The organism is Pseudoalteromonas lipolytica (genome assembly GCF_001306915.1).
In the GTDB taxonomy this organism is placed as follows: Bacteria; Pseudomonadota; Gammaproteobacteria; order Enterobacterales; family Alteromonadaceae; genus Pseudoalteromonas; species Pseudoalteromonas simplex.
Genome location: NZ_LJTC01000015.1, coordinates 13,822 through 32,540 on the forward strand (window position 1 = coordinate 13,822; position 18,719 = coordinate 32,540).

Sequence of the window (18,719 nt, forward strand, 5' to 3'; positions counted from 1 at the left end):
AAGTAATGAAACGACGGGTAAAAGCTGAGTCAAAGCAACAGCAAGCGTTTATTAACCAAGTTATTAATGAGCTAAAATCTAACCCAGATAAGTTAGATATCATTCGCGAAAACCTTAGTTACTATCGTGAACAACAGTTCCTCAAGCGTGGTTTTCTACTAGCTATTGAGCGCTTTGATTGGGTATTTGAAGCAAGTAACGATGTAGAGCAAATCTGTGCGCAAATTCTAGCCGATGATTACATTGGCAAACGTTTGCGCCGCTATCCCTTGCTATACAAGGGCATTTTGGAACGTACCTATTAGTTCTCCCACCGCTAAAACATGATCTGTCCGGTAAAAAATGCTAGGTTAGCGCCATTTTGAAATAACGAGAACTGGACATGTCAAAAACTATAAACTCTCACAACACCCATGAGGGTGGCAATAATGGGTTGTTTAACCGATTTTTAGCCACCGTTGAATTTTTGGGTAATATGCTCCCCCACCCTATCACTTTATTTGCAATGTTCTGCGTTGCTATTATCGTTTTTAGCGGCATTGCCGATTGGTATGGTTTAAGCGCTATCGACCCTCGCCCTGAAGGCGCTGCTGGTCGTGACCCTGATGGTGTTATTGAAGTTGTCAGCCTACTCAGTGCCGAAGGCCTGCAGCGTATCGTTACTGGCCTTGTTACAAACTTCACCAGCTTTGCACCACTTGGTACGGTATTAGTCGCTTTATTAGGTGTAAGTGTTGCAGAACACTCAGGTTTACTCTCTGCTGCAATGCGCGGCATGGTAATGGGCGCATCAAAGCGTTTAGTTACTTTTATGGTGGTGTTTGCTGCGATTTTATCAAATACGGCATCGGAACTTGGCTACGTCGTACTAATTCCATTAGCAGCCATGATATTCCATAGCCTTGGTCGTCACCCTCTTGCCGGTCTTGCTGCGGCATTTGCCGGTGTTTCAGGTGGTTACAGTGCCAATTTATTACTCGGCACCATTGACCCCCTACTTGCAGGTATCACCACGCCAGCAGCACAAATGATTGATCCAAATTACCAAGTTGGCGCTGAAGCAAACTGGTATTTCATGATGATTTCGGTATTTTTAATTGCCATTTTAGGCACATTCGTTACCGAGAAAATCGTTGAGCCACGTCTTGGTAAGTACAACCCTGATGAAGCAAGCAACGATTTGCCTAAAAATGATATTGCCGGTTTAACCGATAAAGAAAAATCAGGTCTTAAGTGGGCAGGTGTGTCACTGTTAGTGGTGTCATTATTACTTGCTTGGACAATTGTTCCTGAAGACGGCATTTTACGTAACCCGGAAACAGGCCTTGTTGCACACTCGCCATTTTTAAAAGGCATTGTGGTCTTTATCTTTGTGACTTTCGGTATTCCGGGTTTTGTATACGGCCGCGTTGTTGGCACCATGAAAAACGATAAAGATGTCATCGATGCCATGAGTAAAAGCATGAGCTCGATGGGGATGTACATTGTGCTGGTTTTCTTTGCAGCACAATTCGTTGCCTTCTTTAAGTGGACCAACCTAGGTACAATTTTAGCCATTAACGGTGCAGCTCTTTTACAAGCATTAAACCTAACAGGCCCTGAAGTATTCGTGCTATTCATTTTAATGTGTGCATTAGTAAACTTAAGCTTAGGTTCTTCATCTGCACAATGGGCTGTAACGGCCCCCATCTTCGTGCCAATGTTAATGCTAATCGGCTATGCGCCAGAGACTATTCAAGCGGCGTACCGAATTGGTGACTCGGTTACTAACCTTATCACCCCAATGATGAGCTATTTTGGCTTGATACTGGCTGTTGCCACTAAGTATAAGAAAGACATGGGGATTGGTACATTGGTTGCGACCATGCTTCCTTACAGCATGATCTTCTTTATTGGTTGGGTCGCGTTATTCTACTTATGGGTATTTGTTCTGGGTTTCCCAGTTGGCCCTGAATCACCGATTTACTATCAGCCTTAAAGCGCTTCTTAAAGGTGTAAAAAAGCCAAGCTTTGAAGCTTGGCTTTTTAATGTTTATCGATATGTTCGATAATAACTGCGTCTTATCATTGTCAATGCGAATAATAACAAGATTAAGCTCATTGGCAGCGTACCACCGCCACTGGTTTTGTGTTCTACACTCACCTGCTTATACGCTTTAACAACCACATTAAATTGTCCTTGTGTTGTTCCGCCATCACCATCTGAGATAACAAAGGTGACTGTGTCAGTACCTTCAAAACCTGCATTTGGAGTATAGGTAATCGTCCCATCATCGTTAATGACCACACTGCCATTCTCTGCTGTGGCTGAAATTATAGTGAAGTCATTATTATCTTCATCTGTCACATTTGCCAAAATATCAATCGTGACTGGACTTTGATCATCGGTGCTAACATCAATGATGGCATCTATCATCGGCGCTTCATTGGCTACGACGTCAACTATCACTGTCGCAAAATCAGCCCCTCCCTGACTATCTGAAATGCTATAACTAATCGTTGCAATTCCTAGGTGCTCTGCTTGCGGGACAAAATAAAGTAAATTATTAACAATACTTACTTCACCAATGTCTACTGCTGCGGATGTCAGAATTAACGAATCATCATTCGCATCTGTGTCATTCGAGAGTACATCAAGATATGTACTAATGTTGCGTTTAACCCTAACCATATCATCTTCAGCAACCGGTTGAGTATTTGTACTCATTGTACTGGCAATACCACTTGGATCTTCGATGATACGATTTACTTTTCCGTCGGCGTCATTTGGGCCACCGTCTTCAATAGTAAGTTGAACACACCAATGTCCTTCAGTTAATCCTTGGGTATACTGAGCATCATGTGGTGGTGGACAGAAGCCTTCTGCACCAGGTGCTGATGCAATACTATTGCGACTATCTACGACAAACTCAGTCCATCCGGTATGCATTAGCTTACGATATACAGCATTGCTCGGAATAGGTGCAAACTGAGCTATAACAATGCCGACTGACTGACCCGCTACGGGGATTTGGCTAACGTTAAAGTCAAAGACTCCGCTAGCATAATCAAATCCAGCATCTGCTGTGGCACCTGAACCATAATTCCCGTAATGCATTACTTCTTGCTCTGACACTCCGGTATTGGTGCCATGTGCTACAAACGCTACATGACCTAGGCTAAGTTGCAAACCTGGCTCGGTTTCCATTAAGAAAAATTCACTTTCGTTCAGTTTTTCTTGTACAACGTTGAGCGCTAACGAATCAGCATCTAAATAATCAGGTATGCCATCATTATCAGCATCCCCGTAACCTTCTTCATTATCAGGAATACCATCAAAGTCAGTATCTTCAGAAGATAATTGAGGCATTGAGTCAACAATAGTCAGTTCTAATAGTGAAGAACCCGCTTGTTGTCCGTCAAACACGCCGACTTCAAATTGATACGTCCCTAGCTCAAGAAGTTGTGGATCAAAAGTAAAACTCTCTTCAACACTGTCAGTATCGACAATGGCACTATCAGACGTTAACCAACCATATATGTGTGTATCGGTTAGGTTTGCATCCGTTACTAGTGTCGTTAACGTTACATCACCACCTTGTCTATTTATGATTCGCGTCACTATCCCTTGCTGATTTGCAAAGACCTCAATGCTTGGCGCAACATTCCCCTCTTCGATGGTAAGAGTATGCTCACCTAATGGACCGACAACAGCATTCTCAGGCGTTGAAAACTGAAGAACCAGTGTTTCAGACTTCTCATCAATGTCATCAGATGACACGTTAACAATCAGACTCGCTTCACGTTGCCCTTTTTCAAATCTAAATTCACCTTCAACTAGGTCATGGTCTGCACCCTCTAGCGCATCTCCAGATACTGTATATGGCACAACCACTGGGTAGTTAACGGCATCACCATTGAGAATTGCTTTAATAGAAACGGCCGTCCCCTCAGTTGCAGTTTGATTTTTACTAAAGTTAACCTGAGGAATAACATTGATTAACTGCGTTGCAGAAACTTGATCATCGCCTTCCCCGGCGCTCCAAATCACAGTGTGAGTCCCCGGTGCAAAGAAACCTTTTGAGCTTGCGGTGACACGAACTGGGTTACCCAGTGCATCCTTCGCAATAGCAGTGCCCATATTCACTTTGGTGAAAAGACCTTTAGATGCAATTGTTTTGTCTTCTGGTGCTGTAATCGTAATTTCAGCTGCCGTAGACACAACAGATACCACCAATGTGACTTCAACCACTTCACCATTTGAATCTTTAATTTGATAAGTAATTACAACATCAGCATTCAAGCCAACTGGGGCTAAGTACTCTAGTTTGTTATCGACAATGCGGATCGTGCCAGCACTCACGGTTGCCTTAACAAGAGTAAGTTCATCACCGTCAACATCAATATCGTTTGCGAGCACATCAAGCACCACATACTCATTTAAATCCGCATTGATGGTAAAGTTATCTGGCATAGACACTGGCGCATCATTGATTGCGTTAACGACAATAGTTACTGTCGCAATATTAGAGTTCAGCATGCCATCCGATACGGTGTAACTGAAACTATCAGTACCATTGAAGTCAGCGTTTGGTTGATACACCAGATGGTTTGCATCCATTATCAATGTACCATTACTCACAGGTGTCACAAGATTAAGCGTAACCTCATCACCGTTTTCGTCGAAATAGTTTAGCGAAAAGGTAATGCTTTCATCTTCATCCATGCTGAACTGTTCGTCATGGGTAACCGGTGCAACATTCGCGATAATGACAACACTGGTTGCATCTGAGGTAAAGGTTTCTGTATTACCATGGCCATCAACATAGGTTACGACAACTGTGATTGTCGCGCCAATATCAGCTTCGGTTAGCATGTACTCTGCAAGCGTTGCACCAGTAATGATTTCGCCGTTACGCATCCATTGGTAGGTAAACTCACCTACGCCATCTGGGTCTTCGATTGTCGACTCAACAGCTAAGGTTTCACCTTCTTTTGCTTCACCAGTAATACTGATCCCGCCCGTGGCTTCATCGTTAACATCGGCCACTGTGATAGCAAAGGTTTGAGTATCGGTTAACCCTCCTGCATCAGTGGCAACTAAGTTGATACTATGAGTACCTACATCATCATTACTCGGCGTACCGCTTAGCTCGCCTGTTGTAGGGTCAAAATCAAGCCAACTTGGCAGCTCTAGCGCACTTAATTTATAGCTATCTGCACTGTCTATATCTTTAACAGTAACAACATAACTATACGCTTCATCTTGTGTAGCCGACGTGACCGGGTGAGATTCAATAACAGGCGCATCATTGACTGCTAACATGGTGATAGTCACTGAGGCTGTGTTTGACTGTGCACCTTCATTATCAAGTACAGAGTAAGTAAATGAATCAAAGCCCACATAATTGCTAATAGGCGTATAAGTAACTGTACCATCTACATTATTGGTAATATGACCAAATGCAGGGTTTGTTACAATATTCACTGAATCCTCATCAAGATGACCATCAATGTCTGAATCATTCTGCGTCACATCAATAATCACGCTCTCATCTTCATTGGTCTGGATCACATCATTATTTGCTAATGGTGCATCGTTAACAGCTGTCACCGTAATGAACACCTCTGCATGGTTTGACCAAAGGCCTAAATCGTCTTTAACACGATAAGTAAATGTGTCTGCTCCATAACTATTACTATCTGGTGTGTAACTGAACACGCCATTGTTCACTTGTACATTACCGTGTTCAGGCTGTATAACAACTTCTAGACTCGTCTTATCAAGGGTGCCATCAACATCGCTATCGTTACCTAACACATTGATATTATGAGATGTGTCTTCAAGTAATACGGCAGTGTCATTTTGTGCAACTGGCGCATCATTCACACTATTTACCGTTAAAGTGACTGTCGCAATATTTGACATTAAAAACTGATCATCTTTGACACTATATTCAAAGCTATCAGTACCAAAGAAATCTGAATGTGGTGTAAAGCGGATTGTGCTTAACTCTTTATTGACAGTTAGCTCGCCATGCTTAGGGGCTTGCGTTATCGTCACATTCTCTGTAAGCAACTCACTATCAACATCAATATCGTTGTCAAGAATAGACAACTCAATTGATGTATCTTCATCAAGTACACCTAAATCATTGGTCGCCACTGGTGCATCATTAACTTCACCGATAGTCACTAAAACACGTGCAATATTTGACACTGCACCTGCTTTATCTGCAATACGATACGTAAATGTATCGCTACCATTAAAGTTAGACGTAGGCGTGTAAACAATGCGCTCGTTTTGAACATTTGCTTGACCATTTTCAGGTGCAGAAACGACTGCTAAGCTTGATAAGTCGAGTGAGTCTCCTTCGTCAATATCAGCATCGTTTAGTGCAACATCAATTTCAATGGCCATGTCTTCTTCGGTCATCGCGCTATCGCTATTTGCAAGAGGCGCGTCATTAACAGGATTAATAGTAATGGTCACCGTCGCCACATCAGAACGGCCATGCTCTATGTCATCGACTGTATAGCTAAATGTATCGGTCCCGTTAATATTCTCATTCGGCGTATAAGTGATCACACCATTTGCCGTATTCAAGCTAGTTTGACCTTGTGTTGGCGTTGTAACAATCATCACGCTTGCTGGGTTTAGCTTACTATCGACATCACTGTCATTGGCAAGAATATCAATCGCAACACTATTATCTTCATCAACACTGGCGATGTCATTTTGCACATCGGGCGCGTCATTCACGTTCTCAACCGTAATAGTGAAAGTTTGCTCAACCGTTGCATTGGCACTGTCAGTGACGGTTAGCGTCACAGAGTGCACACCGACATCATCATTGCGAGGCGTACCAGTAAGCACACCTGTTGAACGGTTAAACACCAACCAGTCAGGGTAGTTTGTTGCTCCATACTTCAAGGTATCGTCTTTATCGACATCGCTTGCGTTCAAGGTATAGATATAGCGATTATCCTCCGTTGCCACTGTAATTGGCGTTGAAGAAATCACCGGCTCGTCATTCACGTTTACAACCGAGATAGTGAATGATTGAGTATCAAGTGCATTAGCACCGTCTTTGACGCTCAAAGTAACAGCATGCTCACCCACATCATCATTGCTTGGTGTTCCAGAAAGTACGCCCGTTGATGGGTTGATCGTCAACCAATTAGGGAGCTTCGTTGCCGCATACGTTAGGGTATCACCTTTGTCAGCATCCTTTGCTGTTAACGTGTAACTATAAAAACTGTCTTCGGTTGCCGATGTGATTGGCACAGAAGAAATTTCCGGCGCGTCATTCACATTTTCAACCGTGATAGAGAATGATTGCGAAACAGATGCGCCAGTACTGTCAGTAACAGTTAAAGTAATGGCATATGTACCAATGGTATGCTTATTTGGGGTACCATACAGTTCGCCCGTAGACCTTGTAAAGCCTAACCATCCAGGGATCTTCGTTGCTGTATAAGTCAACGTATCGCCTTTATCGATATCGCTCGCAACAAGGGTGTAGCTGTATGGCTGGTCTTGTGTTGCTGCTCTAATCGGCGTGGAAGAAATCACAGGCTTGTCATTCACGTTTTCAACCGAAATCGTGAATGATTGAATGTCACTTGCATTTGCCTGATCGGTCACTGATATAGTCACCGTATGATCACCTACATCATCATTAGTCGGTGTACCCGCCAGCAGACCGGATGGGTTTAGCGATAACCAACTTGGTAATTGGGTCGCTCTGTATGTAAATGTATCGTCCTTATCAGCATCAGATACTGTTAGTTGATACGAATAAAGCGTATCTTCTGTTGCTTGAGTAACCGCAATTGATGAAATGCTCGGCGCGTCATTTACACCAATCACCGTAATCGTGCCATTCACTGGCGTTATACTATTGCTGCCATCAGTTAAGTTAAATGTAATACCCAGTGAGCCAGAAAAATTAGCCGCTGGTTTAAATGATAAATTTGCAAGTGTAGTGGTGACATCCGCGAGGGATCCACTGACTGTTAGTGTCGCATTGTCATTATTATAATTAACGACGGCACTACCACTCGCCGCGCCTGCTAGTAAGCCAGATGTGTTATTAGCAAGTGTAATTGTCAGGGTAACATCATCACCTTCTTCATCGGTGATTTGATAATTATCGAATAGTAAGCTTGCGTCGCTGTCTTCTGCAACAGAAAGCGCATAACTATCAAATACTGCTCGGCTGGATTTCATCGCCGAAGCCTTGAGATCATTAATAAAATCAGTGAAAGAAATATATAAGCTGTCGTCACTCGCAATAGCGAGTGTAACATTAACTGCTCTATCTGATGTAGAGCCTGACTGAGTCATCGAATGCCAACCTGTGCCATTAAATCTCATCACTGTAGCTTTTCTGTTTTCTTCATAGTCTGTAAAAGCGACATAAAGGTTATTATTACTGTCAAACTCAATATCGAGTTGACCAACTCTTCCTTTAGATATGCCTGCTTCGCCTAAAAAGACCCAATCTGTCCCATCGAATGTTCTTACTGAAGGAATACGTGCGCTGGAATTGTAAGCAAGGTAAGGGATATTATTATTAAAAGCTAAGTCAAGATTAATAACATCTTCAGAGAAGTTCACAGGCCCTACTTGTTCCCAATTATTATTGACTAACTTTTTAACATTGCCGCTATCAGACTTACCATGATCAACATATGCAAGGTAAGGTGTGTTACTGTCATCAAATGCTAGTGAGAGATACCTTGGATCACTAGGTGTAAAATCAGTGCCACCCACAGTAAGCCAATTTGTACCATCCCATTTTTTTACAATAGCTTTATTAGAATAACCAAAATCCTGATAAGCAACATATAGGTTGTCTGCACTATCAATTGCAATTGCAGTATGCTTTGCTTGATCTAGACTAACAGGCCCCTCGCCTACAACTAGCCAACTGCCGTTGATAAACTTTTGTACAACAGTTTTACCTCCAAGTGATCTATCCTGATAGATGATATAAGGGGTATTGTGACTGTCTATCGCAATTTTATGATGGCCGACAGACCCCGCTGAGAAATTTCGAGGCCCTACATATTGCCAAGAATCACCCTCTAATTTCATTACAGTCACACCGGTTTTATCATCGAGATAATCCGCGAAAACCACATAAGGAACATCATTATTATCTAATTTAACTTCAATTTCTTCGGCATACGCTTTAGAAAAAGCCGCATTACCCACAAAATCCCATTTGAGCTTATTGGTTATCACTGGCGCATCATTCGTTAATGAAATCGAGATAGCAAAATTTTGATTGGTAACTGGCTCAACACCATCTTCCAAGCCATCGGCTAGGTCAAACGTGAAGCTATCAGAGTTAGTCTCAGAACCATTGTGTTTGTAGTAAAGGTTTGAATCATACAGCGTTTGCTGGGTAAACGTGCCATTTACAGCAAGCGCTTCGCCTGAGTCTAAGCTGCCATTATTATTCGTATCAACAAACAAACTGCCATTGCTTGGTGCTGATTTAAGTGTAAATGTAAGCTCTGCGCCTGTGTCATCAGGGTCTGAGGCTGATAAGTCAAGTGTAGAAATTAGTTTTGTAGTACCTTCATCGATTGAAAGGCCTTTATTAACAGAAACTGACGGCGCTTTGTTAGGTGTAACTACGTTATAAGTTAAAGTTACCGGCGAGGCGCTCTCTGTGCCATCAGTCAGTTCGTTAGTGAATGTGAATTCACCAGTATAGTTACTATCAAGATTGAAGGTTAAATTTTTGATTGTTGCTTTTACATCACTAACACTTCCAGAGACTGTTAATACACCGCTGCTTGGCTCGTAGTTATAATCAGCCCCACCGCTTGCATTACCTGAAAAGCTCCCTGCGTTGGTATCCGAAAGTGTAATCGTTAACACCACATCGTCAGCGTCTTCGTCTGATATTATGAAATCAGCAAACGGATCTCCTATTGAGTCTCCTTGAGTAATTATTCTAGATGAATCTGAGAATGTTGTTGTTGCATATTTCATTACACTGGCAAAAAAAGTTGAAGTACCCTCAAAATAAATAACATATGGTGTATTTTGGCTATCAAGGGCAAAATGGCTGTAGGTCGTAATTCCTGGAGCAAACACTCTTCTCCCAACAAACTGCCAAGCATTATTTTCGAATGTTATAACGCTGCCCCCAAATTGATCGGCTTCATTATCTATGAAAAATAAAAATGGTATGTCATTCTCACCAAATTCAAGCTTAGGGAAACCTGCACCACCTCCAGATACATCCTCAACAACTAAAGACCAACTTGTTCCATCAAATTTATAAATACCGAGCCCGTTAGCAGAGCTACTATTTTCAGTTCTAGTGCTTAAAAAAATATTGTCATTACTATCAATTGCTATTGACGGTTCAATTGCACTGGTATCTGAAATACCTGGTTCGCCGACATATACCCAAGATGAGCCATTAAACGACATCACTGAAGCTCCAGTACTAGAGTGAGAGTAATCTCTAAATGAAACGTAAGGCGTATTTGAGCTATCAAAAGCAATTTCAGTATAGGTTGCCTCTGATGGCGTAAACCCCTCTATACCAACACTTACCCAGTGATTACCATCATATTTTTTTACAACAGCTTTACTTCCAAAATTTGCATTGTTATAAACAATATGCAAAACGCCATTATTATCAAATGCTAAATTATTGTATAAAATATGCCCACTTGAAACAGGTGAGCCAACATCCACCCAAGATGTTCCATCAAAACTTAGTACTCTTAATCCTCCGTCATCAGTGAAGCAAATAAACGGGGTGTTATTATTATCAAAGATTATATCCGAGTAATGAACAATACTACTTGTAATATCTGTGTTACCGACATGTTCCCAATCCGTACCATTAAATTTTAATACCCTTAAAGGTGAATCTGAATTTCCCGAGAAAATTGCCCAGGGTACATCATTAGCATCCATGCTAATGTTTATACCCACAGGAGAGTATCCACCTCTTGTGAACCTAGAGTTACCAACAAATTCCCACCCATTACTTGAAAAACTAGGCGCTGTATTTTTCTTTGTAACTGTTAATTCATCACCCTTCTGGATGTTTCTGTCTGACAAAGAAAGATTATCATCATCCAGTATAAGCGTACCCGCTTCAGAGATTCGAGCGATAATCACCCTCTCTAGCGGGATACTCGTTTCATCGCTTATTAATTGTCGTAGAGTACCAATACTGTCACTGGGCTCTACATCAAGCGTAAACGTTTTACTAGGAGCGATAATTGTTATTGGCATAGCCAATATCGACATGGGCGCAATAAGTGCGACTAAGTATAAATATTTAATAATTGTTGATAACATGGCATTTTAATCCTGTAGAAACTTCAAGCTGTTTGCTAATTCACGATGAGTGGTTTAGTAAGTAGACTCAGCTATTCCTTGAGATAATTAAAAATGTACGCCCCCTGCATACATTTGGAGTTGATTAGTTAAACTGATACTTAGCGCCAATTGAAAACATTGACGTTGAGTAATCATCTAACCTAGCTTGGTCGTAACTTAAGAAAAGTAGAGTATTTTCAAATATTGAATAGCTGATTTCACCGCCAAAAGTTACACTATTGCCGCTGCGTTTCGCTTTAAAAACATCTGATGTATTGATTTGGTATTGGTAATCTTGTTGCCAATCAAGGTACCCAAGTTTACCTGTTAGTGATAGGTCATTTGTTAGAGGCCATGATGCTAAAACAACTAGGTGTGGCCCCTTTGCAGATTCAGGGTAAGTTGCTTGCATTACATCATGAAAATTGTCTAAATCAGTCACCTCTCCTGTTAAACGAAAATTTCTATCGCCAAAATCTAAATAACCCAGTTGGACTGAAAATATAGAATCTAGCTGATATCCAAATCCTAGTTGATAACCTACGTCAGCATCTTTCACTGATAAGTTTTCATAATTGACACTCTGTGCAACAAGCTCATTTTTAACAGCGTCTGCCTTAAAATCAGTCGAAGCGTGGCCTATTTGGCCATACAAATACCAATTATTTTCTTTAGCTTGCCCATCTGTACTGAATAGTGAGCCACCAGAAAAAAGAATCAGTATAAAAGCCCATGAAAAACAACTAGAACTTTTAGTTAAAAAGTATTTATGGTTCAAAATAAAGCACTCTCTTAATCTAATTAAACGGGCACAGAATTGATTTAAATACAATAATATGTAGATTTAAAAGTCAGAATATCAACTCTGCATTTATGTTTTACATTAGATGAAAAGATGAGTGATCCGAATCAGAATCTTCCTAAATTTATGAGCTTGTGAAATTTCCGACAGACATTGTTATTAGTTATTTGGTGATTTTGAATAATTGACAAAAAATCAATTCTAAATAACTAGTCATAGTTTGAAATAAATGGGCTATTATTATTCATAAAATAATGATTCCCGCTTTATTAATGAAAAATAGCTATAAATTTAAATTTATTTTTTATACCCCTATTATTTTCTGTATCTGCTCAGCGGTTTTTGCAAACCCGACTAAGCAGCTCGAATCGGCCTTTGCCACGTCGTTGGTTTTAACCGATGGTGATAGTATTACCTTGGGTTTTGGTGATTTTGATCCACAAACACTGTTTGACTCGCAACATGCCAACAAAGATGAAGACAGTATTGCGCTTAGAAAAGAACTCAAACTCTACAGTATTCCTTACACTTGGCAGCTTGATGAGCCTGTTTATCAACACAAACTAAGCCTGACCAGCAAAGTAAGCTATTTAAATCAATCAGATTTCATTTCGCTTTTTGATAATGTGGCTGACGACTATATTTCAGAAACAGTGTATAACGGGATGATCGGTTTTAATGCCGAAAAAGCACTTGGCTCTAAATGGTCATATCAATTTGGTTTTAATACTCACTACTTACATTACAACAATGATTATGAGTACAACTCTCCCGAGTCTAGACGTAATTTTAAGCCTTTAGCTGAAAATCTTTACACCAACCTCAATAGTAATGCACTGGTGTTAAACCCTAATGCGACCATGATCTATCGCTTACCTAGGCATTGGGGCTATTACGAGTACAAACTTAACTTTAATTATTACTATGGCTGGGCACTCTCTCACCCTGATGGAATAAATAATGCGGCGCCTGAAACATGGCGCACACTCAATGGTATTAAAGCTAAATTTAACATGTTCAAAATCGGGGTTTTTGAGCAAGCTTTTTACATCAAAGGCCAACGTATCGATTTAGGCGGCGATAGTCGGGTAGCATTTGGGACCGATCACTTTTATGAATACGGTATTGGCTTTTTATGGGATAGCAGAAAATGGACGTCATGGTTCGATAACTTTGGTATTGGTATCAACATTCACAATGGCAGTAGCCTAGATGGCGCTGCTATTGTCTTGTACTTTAATGAAATTTAAGTCCAATATAAAAACACAAACTGAGCAAACAGACTATATTATTAGATATACTTAGAATTCAAGGAAGATTATATGAAACATCACCTCGCAATTGCATGTTCATTGCTTGCCTTAACGGCTTGCGATAAAACCTCTGAACAAACAGCTAAAACGCTTCCACTGCAAGTGAGTGCAGCAGATACCATTTATTATGGTGGTGATATTCTTACAATGACTGGCGATGAACCAGAGTATGCGCAAGCAATCGCAACGCAAGGCGACAAAATTATCTTTGTGGGTGATAAAACTAAAGCCCTTGAGCATAAGTTTGGTAAAACGAAGCTGATTGATTTACAAGGCAAGACCCTAATGCCTGGCTTTGTAGATGGCCACAGTCATGTGTACGCGGTAGGCTTGCAAGCCATGGTAGCCAATGTATTACCTAGTCCAGATGGTGATGCTAACAGCGTTGAGCAAATCGTTAATATTCTCACAGCTGCACAGAATAACCCTGATTACACCACTTTTATTGAAAAAACAGGCGCTATCTTAGGATTTGGGTACGATGATGCTGAGCTTGATAGATACCCTACAAAAATGGACTTAGACCGAGTTAGCACCGAAAAGCCTGTGATCATCATTCATACCTCAGGGCACTTAAGTGTGGCAAACACTAAAGCGTTAGCCATGGCTGGCATCGATGAAAACACAGAAAATCCTGACGGCGGGATAATTCGTCGCATGACAAACTCACAAGAGCCCAATGGGGTGCTCGAAGAAAACGCGCACTTTGGATTACTGTTTAAACTTATGAAATCTGTTGATCCTGATTTACAAGATTTAATGCTGCAAGAAGGGCAAAAACTCTATACAAAATACGGCTACACAACGGCCCAAGAAGGACGTGCTACCCAAGAAGCTTATGACTCGATGGTAAGAGCATCAAAGGCAGATAAATTCGTGATTGATATAGTTGCCTATGCCGATATGGCCACCAGCAGCGGATTTATGGACTCAGCCTATAACAGTAACACCTACTTTTCGCATCGGGGGTGTAAAACTTAACTTTGATGGCTCACCGCAAGGTAAAACCGCTTGGTTATCTCAGCCATACTTAAAAGCCCCCGAAGGCCAAGAGCAAGGTTATGCAGGCTACCCTACTTTTAATGATGAGCAAGCTTATCAGTATATTGAAACGGCCTTTGCCAATGACTGGCAGGTAATGACGCATGCAAATGGTGATGCCGCCATTGAGCAGTTTTTAAATGCCGTTGAAAGTGCCAATAACAAGCTCGGCAAAAAAGATCGCCGGCCAGTACTCATTCATGGTCAAACAATTCGTCAAGATCAGGTAAATCGTCTTAAAGAATTAGGCATATTTCCATCGCTCTTCCCAATGCATACGTTTTATTGGGGCGACTGGCATGTAAATTCAGTGCTAGGTCACCCCCGTGCCGATTTTATTTCACCCACTCAAGCTGTTCGCAAACAAGGATTAATGTTTAGCACCCATCATGATGCACCAGTCGCCCTACCTGATGCACTACGTGTATTAGATGCAACTGTTAACCGCACAACCCGTACAGATCAAGTATTAGGGCCAGAGCAACGTGTTTCTGTGTATACTGCACTACAAGCAATGACCACATGGCCTGCGTATCAACATTTTGAAGAAAGTTCAAAAGGGCAATTAAAACAAGGGATGCAAGCAGACTTGATAATTCTTGATAAGAATCCGCTAAAGATAAAGCCTGTAGAGCTACATAACTTACAAGTGTTAGAAACCATTAGTCGTGGTGAAACCGTCTACAGCAAAAATTAAACACACTTTAAGGAGTAAAATGAATAAGTTCATACAATTAGCCTGTGCTGCGCTGCTGTCTTTTTCTGCATTTGCAGCACAAACCGTTACTACAAAACTGGATATTTTAAATCTTAAGGCGCAGTCTGAGAATGTGCTAACTTCAGGGCAGCCAAGTCAAACTGATTTTGCCAAGTTAAAGCAACTTGGTGTTCAGAACATCATCAACCTTCGCGGTGATAACGAAACGAATTGGTCTGAGCAAGAGCTAGTCACTGAGCTTGGTATGAACTATTACCATATTCCTGTGCAATCTAAAGCTGATATTACCATTGAAAATGCTACGAAACTTCAGGCCTTACTCAATGAGCACCAACAACAAACCACCTTACTTCACTGCGCGAGCAGCAACCGTGTCGGTGCTCTCGTTGCGCTATACAATGCGGTAACCTTGAATAAGCCAATTGATGAAGCTGTTGAGATTGGTAAACAATGGGGCTTAAAAAGCCTTGAAGGGGTGGTAAGAAGCAAAGTTAACGAAGAGGTTGGTCAGCCATAAGCTGACCAACATATTAGTTTATATTGCTTTTTTCTGACTCTCTTGTTGTTTCTTGGCTTCAACTTGCTGGAACATTGAATCCACTAATTCGATAATTTTATCGTTTGCATCAATAAATTTATCCAAACCACCACCCGTTCGATAGCTTGCTTGCGCAATTGTTTTAGATTGGTCAACATTAGTGACCCAGATATTGGCATAGGCCATATAAAGAGCTAAATCCCAATGCCAGTTCGCAACATAAAATGCAATTGCATCACAACCGTTTGTGTTAGCAGTTGAGATGTCTGTTTGATACGCTTGGTGTTTCATAACATAGTTAGCCGGTATCACGCGTGTTTGCACGTTATGTTTTGCAAAACCTGTTTGCAATGATGTTACAACACCTTCTTTAACTGCTTGATGCTCTGCAATACACACAGTTTTTGGTTTTTCCGCTTCAAAACGACTTACATCTTGTTTCGCCGCACATCCAGCAAGGATAGTTACCGCAGCAGCAACAGCTGACATTTTTAAATATTTCATTATGATTTTCCTTTTTTATAATTACTTAGAGCTGCCATGCATAGCTTAGTTTAGTGAAGAAGGTACGCTCGTCACGCTCAAGACTTTTCAAAGAGTCGTCTTGATATCCTTTGTCTGAATAACCTAAGTAAAACAGCGTCTGAGAGTTAATTTTGTATGAATACACCAGCTGACTGCCATAATCGCGGTTAGTTTGACTGACATCAAATCGATAAGCTTCGTTGTTTCGATCGACATCTTCAAACTGCAAAACGAGTTTTAGCATTGAGCGCATATTAAATTTATAATAAACACGTAAATCAGTTAAATTTGCAGTATAAACACGATCATTTTGTTCGTTATCTAGATAGCTGTAACTGTGCTCTAGTTGAACCTGCCAATGATCGTTAATATCCCATGTCATCTCAGGTTCAATACGAACCATGGTACCTAAAGCTGCATTACTGTAATCAATTTTGCTGCCATATTGAGCATACAATAAGAACCGCACATCACGAATAGGTCTAAAACCACCGTAGATATAGCCTATATTTTGATTAAAGAACTCGCCGGCATAAAACTCATTACGATGAATAAAGCCAATTTCTGTTTGCGACTGCATCTTACCTTTAAAAGTAATAAAGCCATCGTATTCTTCTTCGAGTAAGTCGCCATTTTGTGCCCACGTTTTATCCCACTCAACATTGTAGCTGTACTCTGTGATTGCATCATCAGCATCACGATACCAAGTTTGCCCACCACCTAATTGTACTTGTTCGTAATCAACTTTAGCTTGGTAGCCTAAATCAGAGCGGTATTCTTTACCTATATTTTCGTAATTAGCATAGACTTCGTAATCACGCTTAGTTCTTGTAAATTCAATAGCATAAGCTTGATCGGATTGATTCTTATCAACGCCATAATAATCAACTAAAAATTCTGAGTTAGTGGTATCTGTGCTTGCAACTTGATACTGCAAACTATCTGATTGGTTAAACCAATAACTACCATCAATCGATAACACGGTATTATGGTAATCATCATTTTCACGGTGAGTGCTCATCACACCAATTGTGCCTTTTTGGCCAATATCAAACTGATAACGCCCCGCTACTGCTTGCGTTTTATCTGCCAGATTAGCAAAGCCCGACCCTTGATTTGTCGGAAGTAAAACACTGGTATTCTGATCATCAGCGTACATAAAACCATAGCTGTGCGCGCCGGTTTTACCAGTTAATTTTAAACCTACATCAGGTTCAGCAATCATTCGCGTATATAAAAGCTCTAGTTGGCTGGTATTAAAATAAGACGCACCATCTAAAAAGAATGGACGCTTTTCAGCATAATAAATTGAATAAGTGGTGTTTACATCAAGTTCGAGTGAGTCTGCCTCGACTTGCGAAAAGTCAGGATTAATAGTGGCATTAATAACCGCATCTTGCGTCACACCCCAACGTAAGTCCAAGCCTGCTTCAGTATCAATATCGCCATTTTGCCAATCACCCGGCACTGTGTCTTTGCTATCATGACGAAGCGCAGTTAAAGTGGGTGTAAGCTGAATATTTTGGCTTTCTGTCATGTTGGCAAAACCTGTGAGTTTATCAAACTGACAAAAGCTACATTTTACATCTCGGTCAAAACCAACGTTCGACATTTGATAATACACATCACGCGGGTAATTTCGCCATACTGCAAAACTCCACGTTAATTCGGCCTGGTCTTTTGGAAAGCGAAGTGCAGTGAATGGAATACGCATTTCAACAACATAGCCGTCCTCTGTTATTTGCCCTGCGCTATCCCAAATAGCATCCCATGATGGGTCTTCCACCCAATCATCAATATCTGTCATGCGCATATCACCTTGCGCACCCAATGGATTTACATAAAACTCATAGCCAGTTCGTTCATCATTAAAAGTATCAATCATCAAGGCAACATTGTCGTCTTGCCAAAGTGTGTCGCGATCTCGAAGAGCGGCACGAATTTGCGAAGGATCATTATCTTTTGCAATAAAACCCACATACAAGTACTTGCCATCTTCGTACATGTAAGCATCGGTTTGCACGAGCGGTGTGCCTTTTTCGGTTGGTTCGTTCTGATATTTTAATGGAACTTTAGTGGCGTATTGCCAGTGTGGCTCATCCATCACACCATCAACGCTAATAGACTCTTTAATATGGGCAAGGGAGAACTCAGCCTTATCAAATGCATTAGCAGAAAAAGGCACACTAGCAACACTGAGTAAAAAAGTAGGGGCGATTATTTTATTTATTATTCTTTTTATGTACTGCATAAACATCCATTTAGACACTAACGCGTTAGAAACGCTACTTGACTGATTTCAAAGCGATTGTAATTCATCAAGGTACATTTGTTAATCTAATTTTGCATTTAACTGTATAAAAATTAACAAAATACTCCATTTGTACGATTAGCAGAGCCAAAAAAGCCCCATTGCCAAACAGCAATGGGGCTTTTTT

10 protein-coding genes are annotated in these 18,719 nt (G+C 40.9%); 6 read left to right on the plus strand and 4 right to left on the minus strand.

What is annotated here, in order from left to right; all coding sequences use genetic code 11:
• Positions 1 to 5: 5 nt before the first annotated feature.
• Positions 6 to 305 carry a hypothetical protein gene (locus AOG27_RS18780; protein WP_054554529.1) on the plus strand — a complete coding sequence of 100 codons (300 nt, stop codon included), beginning with the start codon at positions 6 to 8 and terminating at the stop codon, positions 303 to 305.
• A gap of 77 nt (positions 306 to 382) precedes the next feature.
• The gene (locus AOG27_RS18785; RefSeq protein WP_054554530.1) at positions 383 to 1,978 is read left to right on the plus strand and encodes an AbgT family transporter; all 1,596 of its coding nucleotides are present in this window, start codon (positions 383 to 385) and stop codon (positions 1,976 to 1,978) included.
• A gap of 54 nt (positions 1,979 to 2,032) precedes the next feature.
• Here AOG27_RS18785 and AOG27_RS18790 read toward each other — a convergent pair whose 3' ends face one another.
• Both AOG27_RS18790 and AOG27_RS18795 read right to left on the minus strand, forming a co-directional pair.
• Positions 2,033 to 11,323 (minus strand): Ig-like domain-containing protein, encoded by a 9,291-nt coding sequence (locus AOG27_RS18790; RefSeq protein WP_054554531.1) that lies wholly within the window; start codon positions 11,321 to 11,323, stop codon positions 2,033 to 2,035.
• 124 nt (positions 11,324 to 11,447) lie between these two features.
• Positions 11,448 to 12,122 (minus strand): outer membrane beta-barrel protein, encoded by a 675-nt coding sequence (locus tag AOG27_RS18795; RefSeq protein ID WP_054554532.1) that lies wholly within the window; start codon positions 12,120 to 12,122, stop codon positions 11,448 to 11,450.
• Positions 12,123 to 12,418: 296 nt separating this feature from the next.
• Here AOG27_RS18795 and AOG27_RS18800 point away from each other — a divergent pair, with 296 nt between their 5' ends.
• The 4 genes from AOG27_RS18800 (at position 12,419) to AOG27_RS18810 (ending at position 15,735) form a co-directional block, all read left to right on the plus strand.
• Entirely contained in the window at positions 12,419 to 13,396 is a 978-nt protein-coding gene (locus AOG27_RS18800) for a Solitary outer membrane autotransporter beta-barrel domain (RefSeq protein ID WP_161804361.1), read from the plus strand.
• 72 nt (positions 13,397 to 13,468) lie between these two features.
• A complete protein-coding gene (locus AOG27_RS21650) occupies positions 13,469 to 14,440 on the plus strand; it encodes an amidohydrolase (RefSeq protein WP_200909118.1) in 972 nt (323 codons plus the stop codon).
• Positions 14,355 to 15,197 carry an amidohydrolase gene (locus AOG27_RS21655; protein ID WP_200909119.1) on the plus strand — a complete coding sequence of 281 codons (843 nt, stop codon included), beginning with the start codon at positions 14,355 to 14,357 and terminating at the stop codon, positions 15,195 to 15,197. Before AOG27_RS21650 ends, AOG27_RS21655 begins: the two co-directional genes overlap by 86 nt.
• Before the next feature lie 19 nt (positions 15,198 to 15,216).
• Complete coding sequence (locus AOG27_RS18810) at positions 15,217 to 15,735, plus strand: protein tyrosine phosphatase family protein (protein ID WP_054554534.1); 519 nt, start codon at positions 15,217 to 15,219, stop codon at positions 15,733 to 15,735.
• Between the two features lie 18 nt (positions 15,736 to 15,753).
• Here AOG27_RS18810 and AOG27_RS18815 read toward each other — a convergent pair whose 3' ends face one another.
• Positions 15,754 to 16,260 (minus strand): Sbal_3080 family lipoprotein, encoded by a 507-nt coding sequence (locus AOG27_RS18815; RefSeq protein ID WP_054554535.1) that lies wholly within the window; start codon positions 16,258 to 16,260, stop codon positions 15,754 to 15,756.
• A gap of 25 nt (positions 16,261 to 16,285) precedes the next feature.
• On the minus strand, positions 16,286 to 18,532 hold the full coding sequence (locus tag AOG27_RS18820) for a carbohydrate binding family 9 domain-containing protein (RefSeq protein WP_054554536.1): 2,247 nt from the start codon (positions 18,530 to 18,532) through the stop codon (positions 16,286 to 16,288).
• Between the last annotated feature and the right edge of the window lie 187 nt (positions 18,533 to 18,719).

Bases quoted from the DNA above. Each gene is read 5' to 3' on its own strand.
- AOG27_RS18820 (WP_054554536.1), bottom strand. From the start codon at position 18,532: ATGCAGTACATAAAAAGAATAATAAATAAAATAATCGCCCCTACTTTT.
- AOG27_RS21650 (WP_200909118.1), top strand. From the start codon at position 13,469: ATGAAACATCACCTCGCAATTGCATGTTCATTGCTTGCCTTAACGGCT.
- AOG27_RS18785 (WP_054554530.1), top strand. From the start codon at position 383: ATGTCAAAAACTATAAACTCTCACAACACCCATGAGGGTGGCAATAAT.
- AOG27_RS18800 (WP_161804361.1), top strand. From the start codon at position 12,419: ATGAAAAATAGCTATAAATTTAAATTTATTTTTTATACCCCTATTATT.
- AOG27_RS18810 (WP_054554534.1), top strand. From the start codon at position 15,217: ATGAATAAGTTCATACAATTAGCCTGTGCTGCGCTGCTGTCTTTTTCT.
- AOG27_RS18815 (WP_054554535.1), bottom strand. From the start codon at position 16,260: ATGAAATATTTAAAAATGTCAGCTGTTGCTGCTGCGGTAACTATCCTT.
- AOG27_RS21655 (WP_200909119.1), top strand. From the start codon at position 14,355: ATGCCGATATGGCCACCAGCAGCGGATTTATGGACTCAGCCTATAACA.
- AOG27_RS18780 (WP_054554529.1), top strand. From the start codon at position 6: ATGAAACGACGGGTAAAAGCTGAGTCAAAGCAACAGCAAGCGTTTATT.
- AOG27_RS18790 (WP_054554531.1), bottom strand. From the start codon at position 11,323: ATGTTATCAACAATTATTAAATATTTATACTTAGTCGCACTTATTGCG.